Below are 22180 nucleotides of genomic sequence, written 5' to 3' on the forward strand. Positions count from 1 at the left end.
ACTTAAACGCTGACCGCGACTGTAAAGAGGTGGGAGCCACTCCTCTCAGCATTGCCACGGGTTGCCGCAGCCCGTCCGATCCGGGTGCCGACCACCCGCAGGACCCGCCACGCCGGCGCCCGTCGGTGCGGGCCGTCACCCTGGTGCCCACAGCCACCTGGCATCGCCGGACCGCGCGCCCTACGCTGGTGGGACCCCCGCTCACGCCGGGGCCCCACCAGCACATCTGGAGACTCGATGAAGACCTCCGTCCAGCTCTACAGCGTCCGTGAGGCGCTCGCGGCAGACCCCCTCCGCACGTTCGAGACCCTCAAGGACGCCGGCTTCGCCCGCGTCGAGCCCTTCGGCCTCGTCGAGCACGCGCAGATCCTGCGCGACGGCCTCGCCGCCACCGGCCTGACGGCTCCCACCACCCATGCCTCGCTCCTGGCCGCCGAGGACCCCTCCGCGGCCTTCGGCCTCGCCGCCGAGCTCGGGATCGGCACCGTCATCGACCCGTACTGGGAGCCGACGGACTTCGAGACCGCCGAGGGCGTCCGCGGCGTCGCGGACAGGCTCAACGCCCTGGTCCCCGTGGCACGGCAGCACGGGGTCGGCGTCGGCTACCACAACCACGCCTTCGAGCTGCGGAACCGGATCGACGGGCGCCCCGCGCTCGTCATCCTGGCCGAGCTCCTGGATCCCGCGGTGGCGCTCGAAGTCGACACCTACTGGGCCGCCGTCGGCGGCGTCGACCCGGCCGCCCTGCTCACGGAGCTCGGGGAGCGCGTGCGCTTCGCCCACCTCAAGGACGGACCGATCTCCGAGGACCCCTCGGCGCAGCTGCCCCTGGGGCAGGGGCGGATCGACGTCCCGGCGATCCTCGCGGCCGCACCGTGGCTCGAGCTCGGCGTCATCGAGTTCGACGACTACGCGGGCGACACCCTCGAGGGCGTCGAGCAGTCGCTGCGACACCTCGAGCACCTCCTCGGAGCGACCGAGGAGGAGGGGCGATGACCGCCCAGGACCTCCGCGCCACGGCCACGGGCGACGGGCCTGCGGGCTCGGGCCCCGTCGGCATCGGGATCATCGGCGCCGGGACCATCTCGGCGCAGTACCTCCAGCAGCTGACCTCGTTCCCGGACGTGGACGTCCTCGCGATCGGCGACCTCGTGCCGGAGGCCGCCGCCTCCCGCGCCGAGGAGTTCGGCGTCCCGCACTTCGGGACGGTCGAGGAGCTGCTGGCCCGCGAGGACATCGAGATCGTCGTGAACCTGACGATCCCCGCCGCACACTTCGACGTCTCCCGGCAGATCCTCGCCGCGGGCAAGCACGTGTGGACCGAGAAGCCGCTGACGACGGATCGCGAGAGCGCCGCCGAGCTGCTGCGGATCGCCGACGAGGCAGGGCTGCGGATCGGCTCCGCCCCCGACACGGTGCTCGGCGCCGGCATCCAGACCGGACTGCGCGCGGTGCGCGACGGGGAGATCGGGACCCCCAAGTCCGGGCTCACGATCTTCCAGGTCCCTGGGCCCGAGGCCTGGCATCCCAATCCCGCCTTCCTGTTCCAGACCGGCGCGGGCCCCCTGTACGACCTCGGGCCGTACTACCTGACGACGCTGGTCCTGGCCTTCGGCCCGGTCGCCTCCGTGAGCGCGGTCGCCTCGACCGCGCGGACGACGCGCACCATCGGCTCCGGTCCGCGCGCGGGCGAGGACTTCGACGTCACCGTCCCCACGCAGGTCTCTGCGCTGCTGTCCTTCGACTCCGGCGCCAACGCCACGGTGCTGCTGTCCTTCGACTCCGCGCACGTCCACCAGGGGGTGGCCGAGCTCTACGGCACCGAGGGCACCGTCGCGCTGCCGGACCCCAACGTGTTCGACGGACCGACCCGGCACATCACCTACCGCGGCGAGGAATGGACGGAGAAACCCGCCGAGGGCTCCGTCGCCGGTCGCGGCCTGGGCACCCTCGACCTCGCACGCTCGATCCGCACCGGGGCCCCCCACCGCCTGCAAGGCGACCTCGCCGCGCACGTCCTGGACATCATGGTCTCCATCGACGAGGCCGCCGAGGACGGCGAGATCGTGCAGGTGGCCTCCACCTGCGCGATCCCGGATCCCCTGCCCGCGGACTTCGACCCCACCGCTCGCACGCTCTGACCACGCCGCGCCGCCGCCCGGTCGCGGCGACGCACTCCCCCACGCCCCCAGGAGGCACGATGACCACGTACGACCCCGACCGCCCCCTCGGCGTCGCCCTGATCGGCTACGAGTTCATGGGCCGCGCCCACTCGCAGGCCTGGCGCACCGTGACACCCGCCTTCGACGGCCCGGCCATCGCCCGTCGCGTCCTCGTGGGCCGCGACGCCCGGAAGGTCCAGGACGCCGCACGGCGCCTGGATTGGGAGGAGTACGCGACGGACTGGCACGAGGTCATCACCCGGGACGACGTCGACATCGTCGACATCTGCACCCCCGGGTTCCTCCATGCCGAGATCGCGATCGCCGCCCTCGACGCCGGCAAGCACGTCCTGTGCGAGAAGCCGCTGGCCAACGACACCGCCCAGGCCGAGCAGATGGTCGAGGCCGCCCGCCGCGCCGAGGACCGCGGGCAGATCGCGGCGCTCGGGTTCAACTACCGGCGCGTGCCGGCCCTCGCGCTGGCCCGAGGGCTCGTCGAGGACGGCCGCCTGGGCACCGTGTACCAGGCCCGTGCCGACTACCTCCAGGACTGGCTCGCCGATCCGGATTCGCCGATGAGCTGGCGCCTGCGCGCCGAGACCGCCGGCACCGGGGCGCTCGGGGACATCGGCTCCCACGCCATCGACCAGATCCAGTTCCTCACCGGGCAGCGCACCACCGCCGTGCGCGGACGCCTGGCGACCATCGTCCCCGAACGTCCCGGCGACGACGGCCGCGAGGCCGTCACGGTCGACGACGCCGCCTGGGCCACCCTCGAGCTCGACGGCGGGGCACTGGCCTCCGTGGAGGCCAGCCGCATGGCCACCGGCGCCAAGAACGAGCTCTCGATCGCGCTGTACGGCAGCAAGGGCGCGCTGCGCTTCGACCTCGAGAGTCCCAACGAGCTGTGGTTCCTCGACGCGACGGTGCCGGTGTCCGAGCAGGGCTTCTCCCGGATCCTCGTCACCGAGCCCGAGCACCCCTACCTGCAGGCCTGGTGGCCGCAGGGCCACGTGATCGGGTGGGAGCACACGTTCTCCCACCAGATCCACGACCTGCTGTCCGCGATCAGCGGCGCCGGTCCCGCCTTCCGCCCCGACTTCGCCGAGGGCCTCGCGCTGCAGCGGGTCCTCGACGCCGTCGTCGCCTCGGACGCCGCCGACGGCGTCACCGTCCATCTCGATCGCTGAGGAGCATCCATGTCACATCCGCACACCCTGTTCACCGGCCAGTGGGCCGACCTCACCCTCGACGAGGTCGCGGAGCTCGCGGCCGGCTGGGGCTATGACGGCCTCGAGATCGCCGTCTCCGGCGAGCACCTCGACGCCGCCCGCTGGGACGAGCCCGGGTACGTCGAGGAGCGACTGGGCATCCTCGCCAAGCACGGGCTGCAGGTCCACGCGATCTCCAACCATCTCAAGGGCCAGGCGATCTGCGATGACCCGATCGACTTCCGCCACCGCGACATCGTGGGCTCGGCGGTCTGGGGCGACGGCGATCCCGAGGGCGTGCGCCGCCGTGCCGCCGAGGACATGAAGAACACCGCGCGCCTGGCGCAGGCGATGGGCGTCACGACCGTCGTCGGCTTCACAGGCTCGAAGATCTGGAAGTACGTGGCGATGTTCCCGCCGGTCTCCCAGGAGGTCATCGACGACGGCTATCAGGACTTCGCGGACCGCTGGAACCCGATCCTCGACGTCTTCGACGAGTGCAGGGTGCGCTTCGCCCATGAGGTCCATCCCTCGGAGATCGCGTACGACTACTGGACGACGCGCCGCGCCCTGGACGCCCTCGACAACCGCCCGGCGTTCGGCCTGAACTGGGACCCCTCGCACTTCATGTGGCAGGAGATCGACCCGGTCTCGTTCATCACCGATTTCGCGGACCGCATCTACCACGTGGACTGCAAGGACATCCGGGTCCGCACGACCGGGCGCAACACGCGTCTGGGCTCGCACCTGGCCTGGGGCGACCCGCGTCGCGGCTGGGACTTCGTGTCCTTCGGCCGCGGGGACGTCCCGTGGGACGCCTCGTTCCGCGCGCTGCGGTCCATCGGCTACGACGGCCCCATCTCGATCGAGTGGGAGGACGCCGGCATGGACCGCCTGCACGGCGCCAAGGAGGCGCTGGAGAACCTGCGGGCGCTGGACTACCCGGTCTCGGAGACCTCCTTCGACGCGGCGTTCAGCAACCAGAGCTGAATCCCGCGGGTCCCGATCCGAGCGCGCACCGGCTGCCGGTGCGCGTTCAGTCCTCGATCCGCAGCCCGACGTGCCGGGCGAGGTCCTCGGCCCACCGGGTCACCAGCGCGGGATCCACGATCACTCCGCGCGCGCCCTCCCAGCCGTCGATCCGTTCGATCCGGGCGCCGCGCAGGTCCAGGTCCGCGCACCGCGCCTCGTGGAGATGGAGGGTCCCGATACGACCGCCGCGGACGGCCACGCGGGTCACCCGCGCGGCCCCCAGGTCGAGGTCCTCGATGTCGGCGTCCTCGAGGAGGCAGTCCTCGAGGACGGCACCCCGAAGGTTGAGATATCCCCACCGGCCCCCGTCGACACGGACGGACTGCCAGCTCGCGTCGGGCAGCTCCGCGGCCCCGATCCGCAGGCGCACCAGCTCGCAGTGCTCGAGCCGCACGTGGGGACCCTCCCAGGCCGCCGCGTAGGCGTCGGAGATCCGCACCTCGGCGAGCTCGGCGTGGGCGAGGTCGGGCAGGTGGGCACCGCCGGACGCGTCGATGCGTGCGATCCGGTCGAACGCGTCCCGGGGAGCGCGGTCGAGCTCATCGGCGACGACGCGCGGATCCTCGGGACCGAGGTCCGGGGCCTGGAGGCGGGGTGCGGCGACTCCGGTTCGACGGCCGGCACCGCGGCCGCCGGGTGTCGTGCGTGGGGTCATCTCTCTCCTCGTCAGGACCGGGGCCTCGACCGTGCGGTCGGCGGCGCGGCGGGCCGCGGAGGTTTCGTCCAGCCGCGGGCGTCCGCCGATCCTAGGATGGGAGACATGGCCGACATCCGAGCACAGTCCCTCGTCACCACCGAGCGGGCGTCCCTGTCCGACGACCTCGTGTCGTTCGGCCCCGATGCCCCCACGATCCTCCCGGGATGGGGCGCCCAGGAGCTGCTCGAGCACCTGATCGTGCGCGAGCAGCGGCCCGATCTGGCCCTCGGGGTCCTCGTGCCGGTGCCGGCGATCTCCCAGTGGGCCGAGTCCGAGCGGGCGAAGCTGCGCGACCTCGACTGGGCCGAGCAGGTCGCGAAGTTCCGTTCCGGCCCCCAGCGCTTCTCCCCCGTCCGCGGGCTGAACCGCCTCATGAACACCGGGGAGTACTTCGTCCACCACGAGGACCTGCTGCGGGCCCGCCCCGGCTGGGCCCCGCGCGACCTCGGTGAGCCCGCCGAGCGTGAGCTCTGGGGCATCGTCCGACACATGGCACGGGCACTCGTGCACGCCGACGTGGACCTCACCCTCGTCTCCCCTCTGGGCGGCGTCCGGATCCCCGCCAAGCACCCCGTGGGCAGCATCCGCGTGACCGGGAAGCCGTCGGAGCTGCTGCTGTGGGCCTTCGGCCGTGACCGGGTGGCGCGCGTCGACGTGCAGGGCGAGCCCGCGGCGATCGAGGCGCTCAACCGCGGGACGCGCGGCGTCTGAGCCGGAACAGCCGGGGGTGGTGCCCCTTCTGGAAGAAGCGGTGCTCGTCCATCAGCGACCATCCGCACTCCGGATCCTCGAGCACCGTGTGCATGCGCCGGATCTCGTGGGTGAGGACGCCCATGCGCGCCCCGGGTGCCGCGAGCTCGGCGGCACGGCGCAGCAGCGCCCCGTGCAGGGCGAGGTTCTCGGCGTGCTCCCCGTGCAGCTCACCCCAGGGCGGGTTGGACAGGATCCGGGTGAAGACGGGATCCAGCGGTGTGGTCAGCACGTCCCCGACGACCCACTCGACGCGTCCCTTGTGCCGTGCCGCCCGCTGGTGCGCGCGGGCGGCGTCGATCGCGACCTCCGACAGGTCCACGCCGACGGCGCGGGCCGGTGCCGTGACCGCGAGCTGCTCGACGAGGAAGGTGCCCGAGCCGCACGTCATGTCCAGCACCTCGTCGTCGGCTCCGATGTCCAGCAGGTCCAGGATGCTCGCGGCGATGGTCGCGTTGACGGCGCCGGGGTAGTCCACGACGCGCCAGGCCCGTGCCGAGAGCGGTCGCGGCGTCGTGCGCAGCAGCACTTCCCAGGAGGCCTCCCGGGCGATCCCCGGATCGGCGCGCCGGATCCGCACCAGCAGGTTGCCGTCCTCGGTGGCAGGGAGTCCGCTGCGTTCGGAGAGCTCCTCGGCGATCCGACGCATCACGGGTGTCCCGGCGCCGGCGGCGGCGATCCGGATGCCCGTGAACGGCGTGGTGCGCGGCGTCGCGCGGCGGATGCCCCGGATCCGTGCCGTCAGGTCCTGCATCACCGAGGTCTCCAGGATCCCGGTGGGGCGCCGCGTCGGCGCGATCACGCTCTCGTACGCCGAGACCACGCAGCGCAGAGCTCTGACGGCGGTGAGATCCCGCGTGCACAGGCGCAGCTCCGTCGACGAGATGATGTCGACGGGGCCCAGCCGCTCTGCCTCCCGGCGCGCGGCTTCGCCGCAGCCCTCGAGCACCTCGAGCACGATGTCGACGGCGGGTCCCTCCGCCGTGTCGACCGCGCTGTGCGCCGACCATGCGGCGCTCCTGGCACCGCCGGCCGCGCCCGGGTCCGTGTCTCGGCGCGCCATGGTTCTCCTCCGTCGTCCGTGCCCGTGCCGAGCTCCGGCCGGGCGATCCCCGAGCGTACCGGGCGCTCTCGCGGCTCGATCCGCCGCATGCGGGGCGACACGCGACACGCAGGGGGCGATTCGGGGCGGTCCGGGAGGTCGGATCGGTAGACTGCCAGGGTGTTCACCGTGAGTATCTGTTCCCTGAAGGGCGGCGTCGGCAAGACGTCCGTCACCCTCGGTCTCGCCTCGGCGGCCCTGCACCAGGGAGTGAATGCTCTGGTGATCGATCTGGACCCGCAGGGCGATGCGACCCTCGGCCTCCTGGGTGAGCCCGGCAGCTCCCCGGACGTCGCCGAGATCCTGTCCTCCCCCCGCACCGAGACGGTCGATCGGGCGATCCGCCCCGTCCCGTGGTCCGAGGGCGCGTCCTCGCACCTCGATCTCATCGCGGGCACGCACCGCTCGGGGCTCGTCGACTTCCCCGCGCCCACGCCCAAGGACGTGCGCAAGCTCCGGGAGGCCCTCGACAAGCGCACCCACCACTACGACATCGTCCTCATCGACTGCCCGCCGTCGCTGAACGGTCTGACCCAGATGGCGCTCGCCGCCTCGGACCGGGCGCTCGTCGTGTGCGAGCCGGGTTTCTTCGCCGTCACCGCGGCGGACCGCGCTCTCAAGCTCGCCGCCGAGATGCGCGAGGACGACCTCGCGCCGCGCCTGCAGCCGCTGGGACTCGTGGTCAACCGCTACCGGCCCCGCTCGGTCGAGCACCAGTACCGCCTGGCGGAGCTGCGTGATCTCTTCGGTCCTCTGGTCCTCGAGCCCGTGATCGAGGAGCGGGTGGGCCTCCAGCAGGCACAGGGCGGTGCGATCCCCCTGCACAGCTACGAAGGTGCCAGCGGCAAGCGGCTCACGGAGGACTTCGACGCCCTCCTGAAGACCGTGATGGACTCGCGGCAGAACAGCTGATCTGCGGGGGCCCCTCCCCCGGACGTGACGAAGGCCCTGCACCGTGCGGTGCAGGGCCTTCGTCGTGCGGTCCCTCGTGCGCCGGCGGCAGATTCCCCGGCCCGGGACGGCGCCGCGCGGCTCAGCCGGCGTGACGGGTGCGGCGGCGTGCGGCGAGCTCGTCCTGGAGGGCCAGCTCGGCGTCGTCGGCGGGATCCACGCTCGGGAGCGTCAGCAGGTCGTTCTCGACCTCGCGCCAGACGCGGCCGACAGCGATGCCGAACACGCCCTGGCCGCCCTGGACGAGGTCGAACATGTCCTCGGCGGAGGTGCACTCGTAGACGGAGGCGCCGTCGCTCATGAGGGTGATCTGGGCCAGGTCCTCGACGCCGCGCTCGCGCATCGCGGCGATCGCGACGCGGATCTGCTGGAGGGACACGCCAGTGTCCAGGAGGCGCTTGACCACCTTGAGGACCAGGATGTCGCGGAAGCCGTAGAGGCGCTGACTGCCCGAGCCGGAGGCGGCACGGACGCCGGGCTCGACGAGGCCCGTGCGGGCCCAGTAGTCGAGCTGGCGGTAGGTGATGCCGGCGGCCTTGCACGCGGCGGGGCCGCGATAGCCGACCTCACCGGGCGTGTCGACGAGCTCGTCGAACAGGACGCCCTGGGCGGGCTCGGCGGGGACGACGGTCTGTGCGGACCGGTCCGCGGGTCGGTCGATGTTCACGACTACCTCCAGGTGGACAGCTCGCACCGGGGAAGAGCGCGAGCACGGCCCCACACTAGTCCGATCCGGGGATGCAGGCACCGCGACGCGCCGTGTCCGCACGGACGTCGGGCGGGGTCAGAGATCGCGCAGAGCGCCGCGCAGCAACGCGGAGTGCAGCGAGATCATCGATTCGCCGAGGTCACGGGCCAGGTTCTCGGCCTCGCCGCGGGCTGCCGGGTCCGAGGGCCGGCTGTGGGGCCGTGCCACCGATCCGATCATGTGGGCCTGCCGCTGCGCCGAGGTGCGCAGCATGACGAGGTGCCGGGGGTGCAGTCCCTCATCGGCCAGCGCCGCGGCGGCACGCACGATCTCCAGCTCGGTGGCCCCGAACCGGGTGGCGCCCTCGGGGAGCATGCCGAACTGCTCGAGCTCGGTGAGGAAGGCGTCCTCGACCTGCGCCTCCCGGCGCAGCGCCGCACGATCCAACCGCACCGACCGCATCTGGGAGGTCGGGCCGGGCCGCGAGGCGATCGAGGTGACCGAGGCGTCGCCCTCGGCGACGCCATGCTCCTGCAGGTGCTCCTTGATGACCTTGAGCGGCCAGAAGCGATCCCGTTGCGCCCGCAGCACGAAGACGAGTCGCTCGACGTCCGTGCGGGAGTACTTGCGGTAGCCGCTCGCGGTGCGCTCGGGGGTGATCAGCTCCTCGGCCTCGAGGTAGTGCAGCTTGGAGTGCGAGAGGTCGGGGAACTCCTCCCGGAGCTGGGTGAGGACCTGACCGATGGACAGTCGCGCTCCCGGAGCCGGCTTGCGGGATGCTGACGCCGGCACGGGGTCACGACCTCCCGGGCTGCAGGTGGTACGTGAGGCGATACTTGCCGATCTGGACCTCCTGGCCGGACTGCAGGTGCGCCTCGTCGACGCGCTCCTTGCCGACGTAGGTGCCGTTGAGCGAGCCGAGGTCACGGATCAGGAAGCCCTCTCCGTCACGGATGAAGGCAGCGTGCTTGCGGGACACCGTCACGTCGTCGAGGAAGATCTCGCTCTTGGGGTGGCGGCCCGCGACGGTCTTCTCGCCGTCCAGCAGGAAGCGGGCACCGAGGTTGGGGCCCTTGCGGACGATCAGGAGGGCGGAGCCGTCGGGCAGCGCCTCGATGGCCGAGCGGTCCAGCGCCGTGAGGCCGTGCTCGGGCTCGTCGATGTTGTCGGGGATGGAGATCGCGCTGAGCGTCGACGTCTGGTCGTAGCGTTCCGGGCGCGCGTCCTCGCCCTGGATCGGATCGGTGTTCTCGGTCACCGTGTCACCCCTTCATCCTCCGAGCCGTCCGGTCACGGCGCAGCGACCCCTGCCGCCGGCTCTCGCCACCATCTTCGCACGTCATCGCGGGGAACGTCCTTCCCCGTGGCCGCGAACCGCAGGATTTGACGAGGATTTGACCAGCGCGGGCTCGCGCGGTATCAGACCTTCGGCACATCCGGGACATCGTGGACGAGTCGGGAGAAGTCGGTGAACGGGGACGTCGGGGGTTCCGGTGCCCTCGCGAGGACCCAGTAGCGCGAGACGGAGACCTCGAGCGGGCCGTGCTCCATGCGCGCCGCGAGCGACTCGATGGCCTCCCGATGGCGGTCCACGTCCAGGTCCGCCGGCGCCAGCCACGGCGCCCGACGCAGATAGCGCAGGAGGTCGGCCATGTTGGTGAACACCGCACGTCCGCGATGGGCGTCGGAGCGCTCCACGCGCAGCCCGGCGTGGGTCAGCTCCCGCTCGACGAGCTCGAGGGAGAGGTCGGGACGCGGCTCGGGGACACCGAAGGCCGTCCGGATCTCGTGCATGTCGTCGCCCCCGGACTGCTGGGTCGCGAAGGTCCCACCGGGGCCCAGCACGCGGCGCACGTCCTCGGCGTCGAAGTCGGCATGGCGCGCCAGCACGAGGTCGAAGCGTTCCGGCGCGAAGGGGAGCGAGGTGCCCGGAGTGGTGGTGTCCACCTCGATCACCTCGACGCCCAGCGGGGTCAGCCGCGCGCGAGCCGCCGCGGCGGAGCGGGCGTCGGCCTCGGTGACGACGGTGTCCTCGGGCAGCACGTCGGCGTAGGCCTCGAGGTACTCCCCTCCCCCGGCGCCGAGGACCAGCAGGCGATGGGACACCTGCGCGAGGTTGCGGGCCACGGTGTCGAAGCGCCAGGGCGTCTCCTCCTCGCCGTAGCCGGTGAGGTCCAGGAGGTCCTGGGCGACGGGGTCCTCGGCCAGGGCGGCACGCCAGGCGTCGAGGGTGGCAGGGTCCGTGGTCATCGCAGCAGGCTCCTCGTCGTCGGCGGGCCGGGCGCGCGGTGGCGCACCGGCATCCTCCAGCGTACCGATCGCGTGGTCCTGTCGAGCTGCTGGGCCGTGCCGCAGGTCACGCCCGTCTCGATTCGCGCCGCAGGGCAGGAGCGGGGTAGCATTCTGGACGGTCCGATGCTCCGCGGAGGACCGGATGGCCAGCACAACGGGATGTGGCGCAGCTTGGTAGCGCACTTGACTGGGGGTCAAGGGGTCGCAGGTTCAAATCCTGTCATCCCGACGGATGAGCCCCGGTGAGATCGCAGGATCTCACCGGGGCTCCGTCGTGTGCGGACTCTGGTGACCACGAGCCAGGCCGGTCGTAGCACGACGGACGCATCGTTGCGCCGAATCCGTGCCGGAGTGATCGTCGACGCGGCCGTGAACGCCGTGTGCACGACGACAGGGGTCGCAGATGCCTCTGCCACGGCCGATGCGCGTGTCGCGCGAGCCGGTGACGACCGCCCTGCGGGCCAGGGACCCGTGCCGGCGTGGATCGGCACTGCCGAAATGTCAGCCCTCGTCCAACCCCACCAGCGCCGCGGAACGGCTCCACAGCTCGGCGGCCAGCCGCGGATCGTCCGCCTGCCGGTTGGCGCGTGCCAGCTGCCGCGAGGCGAAGTACCCGCCCGAGGGGTAGGCCGGGCTCGGGCAGTGCTCGGCGAGCTGGACCAGGGTGTCGGCGCCCGTCTCCGTGGTGCCCATGAACCGGGACGTGAGGGGGTTCTGATACAGGAGCCCCAGGGCTGATCCCTTGCCGCCCGCGAAGCTGCTGGCGATCACCCCGGGGTGGAAGGCGGCGCTCGCGAGCCCCTGATCGCCGTAGCGCCGGTCGAGCTCGCGCGTGAAGAGGATCTGCGCCAGCTTGGCGTTGCCGTAGGCGCGCCGCGGCCGGTAGCTCTTCGTGGCCTCGAGGTCCTCGATGTCGAGGTGGCCGAACATCGTGTTGGCGACCGAGGAGGTGTTCACGACGGTCGCACGGCTCTCGAGGAGCCGGTCCAGCAGCAAGCGGGTCAGCAGGTACGGGGCGAGGTAGTTGAGCTGGAAGGTCAGCTCGTGGCCGTCACCGGTGACCTCGCGCTCGCGACCACGGATCCCGCCGGCGTTGTTGGCCAGCACGTCGATGTGCGGGACGTCGGCCAGGAGGCGTTCGGCGAGCTCGCGCACGGAGTCGAGGTGGGAGAAGTCCACGAGGTAGGAGGGGGCTTCGACCTCCTCCGCGACCTTCGCGGTGCGCTCGGCGGACCTGCCGATCACGATCACCCGGTGGCCCTCCCGGTGCAGGCGTCGTGCCGCGGCCGCCCCGATCCCGTCGCTGGCTCCGGTGATGACGATGGTCCTGGATGCGTCCATGGTGGGTTCCCGCCTGTCGAGATGTCGTGATCCGTCGAGGGCCAGACTAGGCACGTCCCCTCGACGGTGCGCTCAGCAACGGCGGCCGGTCGCGACCGGCACGCCGGGACGGCTCAAGCCCCGACGACCGCCCCGGCGCCGACCAGCCCGCCGCGGGGCTCGAACTCCGAGGGCGCCCTCCGGATCCGGGACAGGGCGCTGGCGACCGCCCCTCGCGCGACGACGTCCGCCCCCAGGGTGCTCAGCACCAGCTCGGGCACCGGATGGGGCATGTCCTGCAGCAGCACGCCCGCCCGGTCGAGGATCGGTCCCGACCAGTCCGCGGCCTGACCCGCGACGACCACCCGGTCGACGTCCACGAGGCTCGCGAGCACCAGCGCCAGGCGCGACAGACGATCGGCCATCCGCTCGACCACGAGCGCGGCCAGCGGATCCCCCGCGGCCGCAGCGGCCATGAGCACGGGACCGTTCAGCTCCGGGTCCGATCGCCCGGACAGCACCGAGGGCGCCTCGACCTCGTGGGCGAACGCGCGGGTCCACAGGCGGGCGAGCGAGGGGAACCCCTCCGCCTCGCCCTCGCCCTCGGCGCGCGGCACCCCGCCCAGCATCTGCCAGAACCGCATCTCGCCGGCGCCGCCGCGCGCGCCGCGCAGCAGACGTCCGTCCACGACCACCCCGGCACCGATCCGCTCCCCCATCAGCACCGTGACGCTGTCGGTGTCGTCGAGGAGCGAGTCCTCGGCCATCGCGGCGAGGTTCGCATCGTTCTCCAGCAGCACCGTGCCCCCGAGGGGCTCGTCGAAGCCCGGATTCATGATCGGCCAGTAGTCGCCGGAGGTGAGCGTGCGCCCCTGGCCGTCCACCGGGGCCGGGACCCCCACCACCGACAGCAGCACGTCTCCGGCCTCGCGGCCGGCGGCGGCCAGCGCCGCGTCCCGCACCTCGCGCGCGGCCTGCTGGCGCTCGGGTCCGGTTGCCCGGATCGAGGCGACCGGGCGTGTGGCGGCGCCGAGCTCGACCCCGCGCAGGTCCGAGACGATCACGGTGAAGTGGTGCTCGGCGGCATCGAGCCCCAGCACCACCCCTGCGGAGGCCCGCAGGGCGTAGCGCCGAGCCGGTCTGCCACCGCGCGAGCTCCTGCCCGACGGCACCTCGGCGGCCTCCTCGAGCCACCCCGCCTCCACCAGGTCCGCGCACACGCCCAGGACTGTCGCGCGGGTCAGGCCGGTCCGCCGCATGGCGTCGGCGGCGGTGAACACGCCGCTGTCCAGGGCGAACCGCACGAGCGCATCGGAGTTGATGCGGCGCAGGAGCTGAGGGGATCGCGCCGTGTCCGAAGTCATGGCTTGACGATAGCGGTTCCCTGCCGCACAATCGGATACACCCTAAATATAGGTTCCATATCAACAGGGGATCCTCCCCCGCGAACCCGTAGGAGACAACGATGTCCCCGTCCACCTCAGGACCGCTGACGCCCACGCGGCGTCATGTGCTCGCCGGCGCCGGAGCCGCCCTCGCGGCCCTCACGGCAGCCGGTTGCGGCGCCTCCGGCCGACCGACGGTCACCTTCTACCAGTCCAAGCCCGAGGCGATCTCGTACTTCAAGGACCTCACCGAGAAGTTCACCGCCTCCCAGGACCGATTCCGGATCCTGCACGACACGGCCACGAACCTCTCGGCGAGCTTCGTGCGCGACAACCCCCCGGACCTCGGCTGCCTCAACTACAACCTCGAGATGGGTCGGTACATGGAGCGCGGCGCGCTCTCGGACCTGGCCGATATGCCCGAGGCGTCGACGATCCGCGAGGACGTCCTCGATCTCGGCAAGGCCTACGCCTCCTACGCCGGACGCACCAGCGTGATCCCCTATTCGGTGACGGCCGCCTCGGTGATCTACAACCGGCAGATCTTCGCGGACAACGGCGTGGAGGTGCCCACGACGTGGGACGAGTTCCTCACCGTGTGCAACACCTTCCGCGACGCCGGCATCACCCCGATCTACTCGACCTACCGCGATCCCTGGACGATCGCGCAGGGCGTGTTCGACTACACCGTCGGCGGCATGATCGACGTCCAGGCCTTCTTCGCGAAGATGAACGAGCTGGGTGCTGACGTCGGGCCCGATTCCGAGGTCTCCTTCGCCAAGACCCTGCGCGAGCCCGTCCAGCGCATGCTCGAGATCACCGCCTTCTCCAACGCCGACGCCGAGTCCCGCGGATACGCCGACGGCAACACCGCGATGGCCCAGGGCAAGGCCGCGATGTACTTCCAGGGCACCTGGGCGCTCGCCGAGATCGAGAAGGCCGAGACCGGCGTGGACCTCGGGACCTTCCCGCTGCCCGTCACCGACGACCCCGCCGACCTCAAGGTCCGCGTGAACATCGACCTGTCGCTGTGGGTGCCCGAGAAGGCCACCCACCCCGACGGCGCCCGGGAGTTCATCTCCTACCTCATGCAGCCCGAGATCCAGGACGCGTACAACGCCGCGTTCCTGGCCTTCGGCACCACCAAGGACGCCCCGCCCGTGACGGACTCGCGGATCGTCGAGATGCAGGGCTACTACGACCGCGGCCAGTACTCCATGGGCGCCTCGCAGTTCATCCCCTTCACGATCCCCTCGCACAACTACATCCAGTCGATCGTCACCGGCAGCGACGCCGAGGCCACCCTGCGGCGGCTCGACTCCGACTGGGCCCGTCTGGCCTACCGCGCCTGATCTCGACACCTCACACCGAAGGACACACCATGTCTGCACCCAGCTCGGCCGCACCGGCCCGGGGTCGGCGGCGCGCTCCCGTGACGCCGAGGTCACGGCGCCGCGTCGACCCCGTCTTCTACCTCTTCCTGCTGCCCTCGCTCGCGCTCTTCACGGTCGCGATCACGGTCCCGGCCGTCATCGGCTTCGCCTACAGCTTCACCAACTCGATCGGCTTCGGCGACTTCGAGTGGATCGGCGTGCGCAACTACATCGCGCTGTTCCGAGACGAGGGCATCCTCTCCGCCTACGCATTCACCCTGGGCTTCGCCCTCGTGACGGTGATCGTCGTCAACGCGATCGCCTACCTGCTCGCGCTCGCGCTGACCTCGAGCATCCGCTTCAAGACGGCCCTGCGCACCATCTACGTGATCCCGATGGTCATCTCGGGCATCATCATCGCCTACGTCTTCCAGTTCCTCTTCTCCAACTCCCTGCCGGCGATCGGGCAGGCCATGGGGATCGAGACGCTGTCCACGAGCATCCTGGCCAACCCCGACCTCGCGTGGCTGTCGGTCGTCTTCGTCACCGCATGGCAGGCGATCCCCGGCACGATGCTCATCTACATCGCCGGCCTGCTCACGATCCCCGGAGAGGTCTACGAGGCCGCGGCCATCGACGGCGCCGGCTCCACGCGGCGCCTGTGGAACATCACGTTGCCGCTGACGGCCGGGTACATCGTCATCAACACGATCCTGGGCTTCAAGGGCTTCCTCAACGCATACGACATCATCGTCGGCCTGACCAACGGTGGCCCCGGGGTCTCGACCCGGTCGATCGCGATGGCGATCTTCAACGGCTTCAGCGGGGGCGACTACGCCTACCAGATGGCCAACGCCGCCATCTTCTTCCTCATCACCGTCGTCATCGCGCTGCTCCAGCTGCGCCTGACCCGCGGAAAGGCCGGGTTCGGATCATGACCATCATCGCCCCCACACCGATCGCAGACGAGACCCGGCGCGCTGACACGGCGCCGCTCAAGGGCCGTGGCGCCCGCGGCCGCTGGCCGCTGACGATCCTCCTGATCATCGGCTCGATCACCATCTTCGTGCCCCTGTACGTCACCATCACGATGGCGCTGAAGACCTCGGCCCAGGCCGTCGACGGCAACGCCTTCTCCCTGCCCGCCCCGTTCACGCTCTCGAGCTTCGCGGAGGCCTGGGCGCTCACGGACTTCCCACGGGCCCTGGCGATCTCCGTGTTCGTCACCGCGATCGCCGTCACCGGCGCGATCCTGCTGTCCTCCGCGGCCGCGTATGCGATCGTGCGCAACTGGGATCGTCGCCTGTTCCGCTGGTCGTTCTTCTACCTGCTCGCGGCGATGTTCATCCCCTTCCCCGTGGTCGCCCTGCCGCAGATCCGTCTGACCGGCATCTTCGGCCTCGACAACCCAGTGGGCGTGGCGATCCTGCACATTGTCTTCGGTCTCGCGTTCAACACGTTGCTGTTCACCGCATTCCTGCGCTCGCTGCCCCTCGAGCTCGAGGAGTCGATGCGGATCGACGGCGCCGGCACCTGGCAGGTCTTCTGGCGCCTGGTGTTCCCGCTGCTGTCCCCCATGGCGGCCACCGTCGGCATCTTCGCGTTCCTGGGATCCTGGAACGACTTCATGATGCCGAGCCTCATCATCTCCGACCCGCAGCTGCAGACCCTGCCGGTGCTCCAGAGCATCTTCCAGACGCAGTTCAGCAACAACTACAACGTCGCCTTCGCGTCGTACCTCATGGCGATGGGCCCGGCGATCCTGGTGTACCTGCTCACCCAGCGCTGGGTCCTGTCCGGGCTCACGCAGGGCGCCATCAAGTGACCGCACGCCCTCAGACCACCGCACGCACCCACGAAACGGAGCACGCATGACCACGACCGCTGTCGACGCCCAGCGCCGTCCCGCCGCCGACCAGGCCGACTGGTGGCGCCAGGCATCCGTCTACCAGATCTACCCGCGCTCGTTCGCCGACGGCAACGGCGACGGCATCGGGGACCTGACCGGGATGATCTCCCGCATCCCCTACCTCGACGCCCTCGGGATCGACGCCGTCTGGCTGAGTCCCTTCTACCCCTCGGCGCTCGCCGACGGCGGCTACGACGTCGACGACTACCGCGCGGTCGATCCCCGGATCGGCACGCTCGAGCAGTTCGACGAGCTCGTCGCCGGCCTGCACGGGGTCGGGATCCGCGTGATCGTCGACATCGTCCCCAACCACACCTCGGACCGTCACGTCTGGTTCCAGGTGGCGCTCGCCTCCGAGCCCGGCTCGGCCGCCCGTGCCCGGTACATCTTCCGTGACGGCCTCGGGGAGGACGGGTCCATCCCGCCCTCGGACTGGACCGCGATGTTCGGCGGCTCCGCCTGGGAGCGCGTCCCGGACGGGCAGTGGTTCCTCCACAGCTTCGCCCCGGAGCAGCCGGACCTGAACTGGGCCAACCCCGAGGTGCGCGAGGACTTCCTGACCACGCTGCGCTTCTGGTCGGATCGCGGGGTCGACGGCTTCCGGGTGGACGTCGCGCACGCGCTGGCCAAGGACCTCCCCGAGCACCTGCCCTCGACGGCGGAGATCGAGGCGCTCCAGGGCGACGGGGAGAACCCGTTGTGGGACCGCGACGAGGTCCACGAGATCTACGTCGGCTGGCGCGGCGTGTTCGAGGAGTACGACCCGCCCCGCACCGCGGTCGCCGAGGCGTGGGTCGAGGCCCATCGCCGGGTCCGCTACGCCTCCTCGGAGGGGCTGGGCCAGGCGTTCAACTTCGACCTGCTCGAGGCGGACTTCGATCCCGCGCAGTTCCGGGCGATCGTCACCGACAACCTGCGCCTGGCCGAGGCCTCGGGCTCCTCGAGCACGTGGGTGCTCTCCAACCACGATGTGGTGCGTCATGCCACGCGGTACGGCCTGCCGCCCCGCGGTGAGGACACCAGCCACAAGCAGGGCACCCGCTGGGTGCTCTCGGGAGGCACCGAGCCCGTTCTGCAGGCGGACCTCGGGTTGCGGCGTGCCCGCGCCGCGACCCTCTTCGAGCTGGCGCTGCCCGGCAGCGCCTACCTCTACCAGGGCGAGGAGCTGGGCCTGCACGAGGTCGCCGAGATCTCCGACGCGGACCGTCAGGACCCGACGTTCTTCCGCAGCCCGGGGATCGACAAGGGGCGCGACGGCTGCCGTGTGCCGCTCCCCTGGTCCCGCGAGGGCTCGTCGGCCGGCTTCGGCGAGGGTGGGGCGCACCTGCCCCAGCCGGACTGGTTCGCCGACAGCTCGGTCGAGGCCGAGGAGTCCGATCCGGACTCGACGCTGTCGCTGTACCGTCGCGCACTCGCCCTGCGCCACGCGCTGCAGTCCGGCGAGCACCTCGAGTTCGACGAGCGTCTGAGCGGCGGGGACGTGCTCGTCTTCACGCGCCCCGGCGGGTGGACGGTCGCCACCAACTTCGGGGACGCTCCCGTCGAGCTGCCCGAGGGCGAGGTGCTCCTGACCAGCAGCCCGCTCGACGAGCAGGGACGTCTGCCCGGGGCCACGACGGCCTGGCTGCGTCGCTGACCGCCGGACGCACGACCCAGGACCGCGGGCCGGCACCACCGCTTGTGGTGGTACCGGCCCGCGGCATGTCCGGGCGCCGCCCCCTGTCACGCCGGGGCGCCCTCGGACCGTGCTGCGACGCTCCCGTCGAGCTCGGGGCCGCTCCCTCTCCAGCGCCGCATGACCAGGAACTTCACCACCGTGGACACGATCGTCACGGCGCCGAGCACGACCGTCTGCACCCCGGTGGGGGCCGTCGGCCACACACCGTCCAGGCCGGCGAGTGCGCCCGTGGTCAGCGCCCAGGTCAGGACCAGCACCCCCAGGCCCTGCGCCTGGTGGACCAGGGCTCCCCGACGCGAGCGGACACCGAAGGTCCAGCGCCGGTTCACGGAGGTGTTGACGCCCGTGGCCACCAGCAGGGCCAGCGTGTTGGCGCCCTGCGCGCCGAGGATGCCCAGCAGGTGCAGCAGCGTGAAGCCGCCCAGATGCACCACGGTCGTGAAGGCACCCACGGCCGCGAACCGGATGACCTGTCCCCCGGTCTGGGCGGAGGGCATCGTGCGTCCCATCCGGCCGCGGATCTCCTGGATCGGCAGCTCGTCGTGGCGCAGCTCCCCCCGCAGCCGGAGGACGCCGCGGATGTCGTCGCGGGCCGTGGCCACGACGTCCACCCGGGAGTCCGGGTCGTCGTACCAGTCGACGGGGACCTCGTGGATCCTGAACCCGCAGCGCTCGGCGATCACGAGCAGCTCGGTGTCGAAGAACCAGGCATCGTCCCGGACCAGCGGCAGCAGCTCGCGCGCGACATCGCCCCGGATCGCCTTGAAGCCGCACTGCGCATCGGTGAACGAGGCGCCGAGCGCCACCGAGAGCCCCGCGTTGTAGCACCGCGAGATGACCTCGCGGCGCGTACCGCGCATGACCCGCGAGGAGCGGTGCAGGCGGGTGCCGATCGCGAGGTCGGAATGTCCCGACATGAGCGGCGCCACGAGCGTCCACAGGGCGTCCAGGTCCGTCGACAGGTCCACGTCCATGTACGCCGGGACGAAGGCGTCCGAGGCGCTCCATGCCGCGCGCAGGGCGAGCCCCCGCCCGCGACGGTCCAGACGCAGGACGGACACGGTCGATGTGGTGCGGGCGAGCTCGCCGGCGATCCGGTCGGTCCCGTCGGTGCTGCCGTTGTCGGCGATGGTGATCCGGTACGGGTAGGGGAAGGTGTCCCGCAGGTGCCGGTCCAGCCGCGCGATGCAGGCCGCGAGGCTCCGCGCCTCGTCGAGCACGGGGATCACCACCTCGAGGACGGTCGTGCCGACCCGGTCCTCGAGGAGCCCGAGGGCGGGCGCCGACCCCGATGCCGGTGCCGGTGCCGGACCCATCGGGGCCTCGGCCCCTGCCCGGGAGCCCCTGGCCGGCCGGGGTTCCCCGGCGCGCGAGGGCAGCACCTGCGGGGTGCCGGTCGAGAGGTCGGCGCTCATGACGTGGCTCCGGCCAGCGGCTGGGTGAGGTCGTAGAAGGTCTGGTCGCCCAGGGTGACCGTCGCGTAGTGCTCGCCGGCCCATGCCAGGATCTCCCGGGAGGCGGTCGATCCGCCGTTCTGCTGACCCATCCGGGAGCTCTCGAGCAGGTAGTGGATCCGACCGTCGGCCACGTACTGCTGGAACTGCGCAAGGGTCGGGCTCGGATCCGAGCCGTTGAACCCGCCGATCGCCATCACGGGGTGACCTGTGGCCAGCTGCAGTCCCGCGGCGTTCTGGCTCCCGATGGTCGCAGCGACCCACGTGTAGTCCCCGGCGTCGGCATCCAGGGCCGCGACGACCTCCGCGCTCGGTGTCGAGGCGGACAGGAGGCCCCCCATGCCGCCGCCTCCTCGGGATTGCCCCTCGCCGCCCTGTCCCGGGGAGGTCGAGGGGCCCTGCGCGCCGCCCGTCCCGCCCTGGGGGGCGCCCGCGGACCCTCCGGTGCCCTGGGGGCCGGTGTTCTGCCCACCTGCGCCCTGCCCACCTGTGCCTTGGTTGCCTGTGCCTTGCGGCCCGGCCGCCTGGCCGCCGCCCTGCCCGCCGCCCTGCCCGCCGTTCCGGCCGGGCATCCCGCCTGCGCCGCCCATCCCGCCGGGGCCGCCTCGGCCCGTGCTCGGGCCGGCCGTCACGATCGAGCCGGTGCGGGCGGTCGAGACGGTCGTCACCGCATAGGCGGCCTGGCCCGCGAACGCGGAGATCAGGCCCGCGGCGATCAGCGCCACGAGCATCGGACGCCGCAGACGCGGCAGGATCAGGAACCCGCAGGCCGCGAGGATGCCGGTGACCAGCACCAGCACCCGCAGCCAGAGCCCGTACTCCGTGGTGCGTGACAGCAGCACGTACCCCCAGCCGCCGGTCGCGAGCATCGCGACGGCCAGCACGATCCGCGGGATCGGACGCGACCGTGCGCGCCACAGCTCGGCCACGCCCGTGCCCACCACGGCGGCGATCGCCGGGGCCAGTGCCACGGTGTAGTAGTCGTGGAAGATCCCCGCCATGAAGCTGAAGGTCAGCGCCGTGACGAGCAGCCACCCGCCCCACACCACCAGGCCCGCCCGCGCGAGGTCCGTGCGGGGCCGGCGACCGCGCAGCGCGAGCCCTGCGACCAGCAGGATGAGCGCGGCAGGCAGCAACCAGGAGATCTGGCCGCCGGTGGCCTCGGAGAACATCCGACCCAGCCCGGTCGACCCCCAGGCCTGGCCACCGCCACCTCCTGCTCCCCCGCCGACGGAACCCGTCTCGTCACCGTTGATGCGACCCAGGCCGTTGTAGCCGAAGGTGAGCTCGAGGAAGGAGTCGTCCTGGCTGCCGCCGACGTACGGGCGCAGGCTCGCCGGGATCAGCTCGACGATCGCGACCCACCATCCGCCCATCACGACCAGCGACCCGAGCGCGACGAGGGCCCCGAGCAGTCGCCGTCGCAGCCCGGTCGCCGCGAACAGGACGAAGGCGAGTCCCAGCACGGGGACCACCAGGAAGACCTGCAGGGTCTTGGTGAGGAAGCCCAGTCCGATCAGCGCACCCGTGAGGGCCATCCAGCGGATCGATCCGCGCTCGATCGCCCGCACCGTGGCCCAGGCCCCGAGCGCCATGAGGAGCACCAGCAGCGCGTCGGGGTTGTTGAAGCGGAACATGAGCACCGCCACCGGCGTGAGGGCCATCGCAGCCCCCGCCAGCAGACCGGCCCCGATGCCCGAGGTCCGTCGCACCGTGCGGGTGACCACCAGGACGGTGCCGATCCCCATCAGCACCTGCGGCAGGAGGATCGAGAAGGAGGACAGCCCCAGCAGGCGCACCGACAGCGCCATCACCCACAGCGAGGCGGGGGGCTTGTCCACGGTGATCGAGTTCGCCGCGTCCGAGGAGCCGAAGAAGAACGCCTTCCAGCTGACGGAGCCCGCCTGCACGGCGGCGGAGTAGAACGCGTTGGCATAGCTGTTGACGGTGAGGTTCCAGAAGTACAGCACCCCGGTCAGGGCCAGCAGTCCCAGGAGTGCGAACAGGGCCCATCGGGGGTCCCTGGTCCTCGGGGATCCGGGGGCGTCGCCCGGGGACGGGCTTCCCGGCGGCGTGGCGGGGACGAGCGGTCGGGGCGTTGCGGTCGTGGACATGGCGACAGGCTCGACCCGATCCCTATGCCCCTGCTGTGCGAGGCCGATGGGCCGCTTGTGCG

Annotated in this window: 20 protein-coding genes and 1 tRNA gene; 11 read left to right on the plus strand and 10 right to left on the minus strand. The window is 71.7% G+C overall.

What is annotated here, in order from left to right; genetic code table 11:
* The first annotated feature begins 237 nt into the window (after positions 1-237).
* The 4 genes from ACT3TZ_RS02855 to ACT3TZ_RS02870 are packed head-to-tail and all read left to right on the plus strand — an operon-like array spanning position 238 to position 4363.
* Positions 238-996: a sugar phosphate isomerase/epimerase family protein gene (locus tag ACT3TZ_RS02855; RefSeq protein WP_444581887.1), complete on the plus strand. Its 759-nt coding sequence runs from the start codon at positions 238-240 to the stop codon at positions 994-996.
* Complete coding sequence (locus tag ACT3TZ_RS02860; RefSeq protein ID WP_444581888.1) at positions 993-2141, plus strand: Gfo/Idh/MocA family protein; 1149 nt, start codon at positions 993-995, stop codon at positions 2139-2141. The genes ACT3TZ_RS02855 and ACT3TZ_RS02860 overlap by 4 nt, the downstream gene beginning before the upstream one ends.
* Before the next feature lie 59 nt (positions 2142-2200).
* A complete protein-coding gene (locus ACT3TZ_RS02865) occupies positions 2201-3352 on the plus strand; it encodes a Gfo/Idh/MocA family protein (protein WP_444581889.1) in 1152 nt (383 codons plus the stop codon).
* Between the two features lie 9 nt (positions 3353-3361).
* Positions 3362-4363 (plus strand): sugar phosphate isomerase/epimerase family protein, encoded by a 1002-nt coding sequence (locus ACT3TZ_RS02870; RefSeq protein WP_444581890.1) that lies wholly within the window; start codon positions 3362-3364, stop codon positions 4361-4363.
* A 46-nt stretch (positions 4364-4409) separates the two neighbouring features.
* On the opposite strand, the gene ACT3TZ_RS02875 is transcribed toward ACT3TZ_RS02870, so the two are convergent.
* Positions 4410-5060 carry a pentapeptide repeat-containing protein gene (locus ACT3TZ_RS02875; protein ID WP_444581891.1) on the minus strand — a complete coding sequence of 217 codons (651 nt, stop codon included), beginning with the start codon at positions 5058-5060 and terminating at the stop codon, positions 4410-4412.
* A gap of 105 nt (positions 5061-5165) precedes the next feature.
* Between ACT3TZ_RS02875 and ACT3TZ_RS02880 the strand changes: the two genes are divergently transcribed.
* Positions 5166-5813, plus strand: coding sequence for a TIGR03085 family metal-binding protein (locus ACT3TZ_RS02880; protein WP_444581892.1), 648 nt, complete (start codon positions 5166-5168; stop codon positions 5811-5813).
* Here the strand turns inward: ACT3TZ_RS02880 and ACT3TZ_RS02885 are convergent.
* Positions 5788-6915, minus strand: coding sequence for a methyltransferase (locus tag ACT3TZ_RS02885; protein ID WP_444581893.1), 1128 nt, complete (start codon positions 6913-6915; stop codon positions 5788-5790). The two genes, ACT3TZ_RS02880 and ACT3TZ_RS02885, sit on opposite strands and share 26 nt — an antisense overlap.
* A gap of 159 nt (positions 6916-7074) precedes the next feature.
* Here ACT3TZ_RS02885 and ACT3TZ_RS02890 point away from each other — a divergent pair, with 159 nt between their 5' ends.
* On the plus strand, positions 7075-7866 hold the full coding sequence (locus ACT3TZ_RS02890; RefSeq protein WP_444581894.1) for a ParA family protein: 792 nt from the start codon (positions 7075-7077) through the stop codon (positions 7864-7866).
* A 121-nt stretch (positions 7867-7987) separates the two neighbouring features.
* Here the strand turns inward: ACT3TZ_RS02890 and ACT3TZ_RS02895 are convergent, their stop codons facing one another.
* From ACT3TZ_RS02895 to ACT3TZ_RS02910, 4 genes are all read right to left on the minus strand, one after another.
* Positions 7988-8566 (minus strand): MerR family transcriptional regulator, encoded by a 579-nt coding sequence (locus ACT3TZ_RS02895; protein ID WP_444582082.1) that lies wholly within the window; start codon positions 8564-8566, stop codon positions 7988-7990.
* 123 nt (positions 8567-8689) lie between these two features.
* Positions 8690-9385: a transcriptional regulator FtsR gene (gene ftsR / locus ACT3TZ_RS02900; protein WP_444581895.1), complete on the minus strand. Its 696-nt coding sequence runs from the start codon at positions 9383-9385 to the stop codon at positions 8690-8692.
* 4 nt (positions 9386-9389) lie between these two features.
* Positions 9390-9851 carry an FHA domain-containing protein gene (locus ACT3TZ_RS02905; protein WP_444581896.1) on the minus strand — a complete coding sequence of 154 codons (462 nt, stop codon included), beginning with the start codon at positions 9849-9851 and terminating at the stop codon, positions 9390-9392.
* A gap of 161 nt (positions 9852-10012) precedes the next feature.
* Complete coding sequence (locus ACT3TZ_RS02910) at positions 10013-10843, minus strand: methyltransferase domain-containing protein (RefSeq protein ID WP_444581897.1); 831 nt, start codon at positions 10841-10843, stop codon at positions 10013-10015.
* A 197-nt stretch (positions 10844-11040) separates the two neighbouring features.
* On the opposite strand from ACT3TZ_RS02910, the gene ACT3TZ_RS02915 reads away from it, so the two are divergent.
* Positions 11041-11114: transfer RNA gene (locus ACT3TZ_RS02915), tRNA-Pro, on the plus strand.
* Between the two features lie 272 nt (positions 11115-11386).
* Here ACT3TZ_RS02915 and ACT3TZ_RS02920 read toward each other — a convergent pair.
* Together ACT3TZ_RS02920 and ACT3TZ_RS02925 are read right to left on the minus strand one after the other, a co-directional pair.
* On the minus strand, positions 11387-12226 hold the full coding sequence (locus ACT3TZ_RS02920) for an SDR family NAD(P)-dependent oxidoreductase (RefSeq protein WP_444581898.1): 840 nt from the start codon (positions 12224-12226) through the stop codon (positions 11387-11389).
* A 113-nt stretch (positions 12227-12339) separates the two neighbouring features.
* Positions 12340-13569, minus strand: coding sequence for an ROK family protein (locus tag ACT3TZ_RS02925; RefSeq protein ID WP_444581899.1), 1230 nt, complete (start codon positions 13567-13569; stop codon positions 12340-12342).
* A gap of 101 nt (positions 13570-13670) precedes the next feature.
* Between ACT3TZ_RS02925 and ACT3TZ_RS02930 the strand changes: the two genes are divergently transcribed.
* From ACT3TZ_RS02930 to ACT3TZ_RS02945, 4 genes are read left to right on the plus strand one after another with little or no spacing between them, the layout of a single operon-like run.
* Entirely contained in the window at positions 13671-14942 is a 1272-nt protein-coding gene (locus ACT3TZ_RS02930) for an ABC transporter substrate-binding protein (protein ID WP_444581900.1), read from the plus strand.
* Positions 14943-14971: 29 nt separating this feature from the next.
* A complete protein-coding gene (locus tag ACT3TZ_RS02935; protein WP_444581901.1) occupies positions 14972-15901 on the plus strand; it encodes a carbohydrate ABC transporter permease in 930 nt (309 codons plus the stop codon).
* Positions 15898-16788, plus strand: coding sequence for a carbohydrate ABC transporter permease (locus ACT3TZ_RS02940; RefSeq protein WP_444581902.1), 891 nt, complete (start codon positions 15898-15900; stop codon positions 16786-16788). The genes ACT3TZ_RS02935 and ACT3TZ_RS02940 overlap by 4 nt, the downstream gene beginning before the upstream one ends.
* Positions 16789-16834: 46 nt before the next feature.
* A complete protein-coding gene (locus ACT3TZ_RS02945; protein WP_444581903.1) occupies positions 16835-18508 on the plus strand; it encodes a glycoside hydrolase family 13 protein in 1674 nt (557 codons plus the stop codon).
* An 86-nt stretch (positions 18509-18594) separates the two neighbouring features.
* Here the strand turns inward: ACT3TZ_RS02945 and ACT3TZ_RS02950 are convergent, their stop codons facing one another.
* On the minus strand, positions 18595-19965 hold the full coding sequence (locus ACT3TZ_RS02950) for a glycosyltransferase (protein WP_444581904.1): 1371 nt from the start codon (positions 19963-19965) through the stop codon (positions 18595-18597).
* Entirely contained in the window at positions 19962-22118 is a 2157-nt protein-coding gene (locus tag ACT3TZ_RS02955) for a glycosyltransferase family 39 protein (protein WP_444581905.1), read from the minus strand. Before ACT3TZ_RS02955 ends, ACT3TZ_RS02950 begins: the two co-directional genes overlap by 4 nt.
* Between the last annotated feature and the right edge of the window lie 62 nt (positions 22119-22180).

It is taken from the genome of Brachybacterium sp. AOP25-B2-12 (genome assembly GCF_052378625.1).
In the GTDB taxonomy this organism is placed as follows: Bacteria; Actinomycetota; Actinomycetes; order Actinomycetales; family Dermabacteraceae; genus Brachybacterium.

What these genes read in the sequence shown, in the direction of transcription:
- ACT3TZ_RS02910 (WP_444581897.1), bottom strand. Translation starts at nt 10,843, where the DNA reads ATGACCACGGACCCTGCCACCCTCGACGCCTGGCGTGCCGCCCTGGCC.
- ACT3TZ_RS02885 (WP_444581893.1), bottom strand. Translation starts at nt 6,915, where the DNA reads ATGGCGCGCCGAGACACGGACCCGGGCGCGGCCGGCGGTGCCAGGAGC.
- ACT3TZ_RS02880 (WP_444581892.1), top strand. Translation starts at nt 5,166, where the DNA reads ATGGCCGACATCCGAGCACAGTCCCTCGTCACCACCGAGCGGGCGTCC.
- ACT3TZ_RS02865 (WP_444581889.1), top strand. Translation starts at nt 2,201, where the DNA reads ATGACCACGTACGACCCCGACCGCCCCCTCGGCGTCGCCCTGATCGGC.
- ACT3TZ_RS02860 (WP_444581888.1), top strand. Translation starts at nt 993, where the DNA reads ATGACCGCCCAGGACCTCCGCGCCACGGCCACGGGCGACGGGCCTGCG.
- ACT3TZ_RS02940 (WP_444581902.1), top strand. Translation starts at nt 15,898, where the DNA reads ATGACCATCATCGCCCCCACACCGATCGCAGACGAGACCCGGCGCGCT.
- ACT3TZ_RS02925 (WP_444581899.1), bottom strand. Translation starts at nt 13,569, where the DNA reads ATGACTTCGGACACGGCGCGATCCCCTCAGCTCCTGCGCCGCATCAAC.
- ACT3TZ_RS02930 (WP_444581900.1), top strand. Translation starts at nt 13,671, where the DNA reads ATGTCCCCGTCCACCTCAGGACCGCTGACGCCCACGCGGCGTCATGTG.
- ACT3TZ_RS02870 (WP_444581890.1), top strand. Translation starts at nt 3,362, where the DNA reads ATGTCACATCCGCACACCCTGTTCACCGGCCAGTGGGCCGACCTCACC.
- ACT3TZ_RS02955 (WP_444581905.1), bottom strand. Translation starts at nt 22,118, where the DNA reads ATGTCCACGACCGCAACGCCCCGACCGCTCGTCCCCGCCACGCCGCCG.
- ACT3TZ_RS02945 (WP_444581903.1), top strand. Translation starts at nt 16,835, where the DNA reads ATGACCACGACCGCTGTCGACGCCCAGCGCCGTCCCGCCGCCGACCAG.
- ACT3TZ_RS02920 (WP_444581898.1), bottom strand. Translation starts at nt 12,226, where the DNA reads ATGGACGCATCCAGGACCATCGTCATCACCGGAGCCAGCGACGGGATC.
- ACT3TZ_RS02855 (WP_444581887.1), top strand. Translation starts at nt 238, where the DNA reads ATGAAGACCTCCGTCCAGCTCTACAGCGTCCGTGAGGCGCTCGCGGCA.
- ACT3TZ_RS02950 (WP_444581904.1), bottom strand. Translation starts at nt 19,965, where the DNA reads ATGAGCGCCGACCTCTCGACCGGCACCCCGCAGGTGCTGCCCTCGCGC.
- ACT3TZ_RS02935 (WP_444581901.1), top strand. Translation starts at nt 14,972, where the DNA reads ATGTCTGCACCCAGCTCGGCCGCACCGGCCCGGGGTCGGCGGCGCGCT.
- ACT3TZ_RS02875 (WP_444581891.1), bottom strand. Translation starts at nt 5,060, where the DNA reads ATGACCCCACGCACGACACCCGGCGGCCGCGGTGCCGGCCGTCGAACC.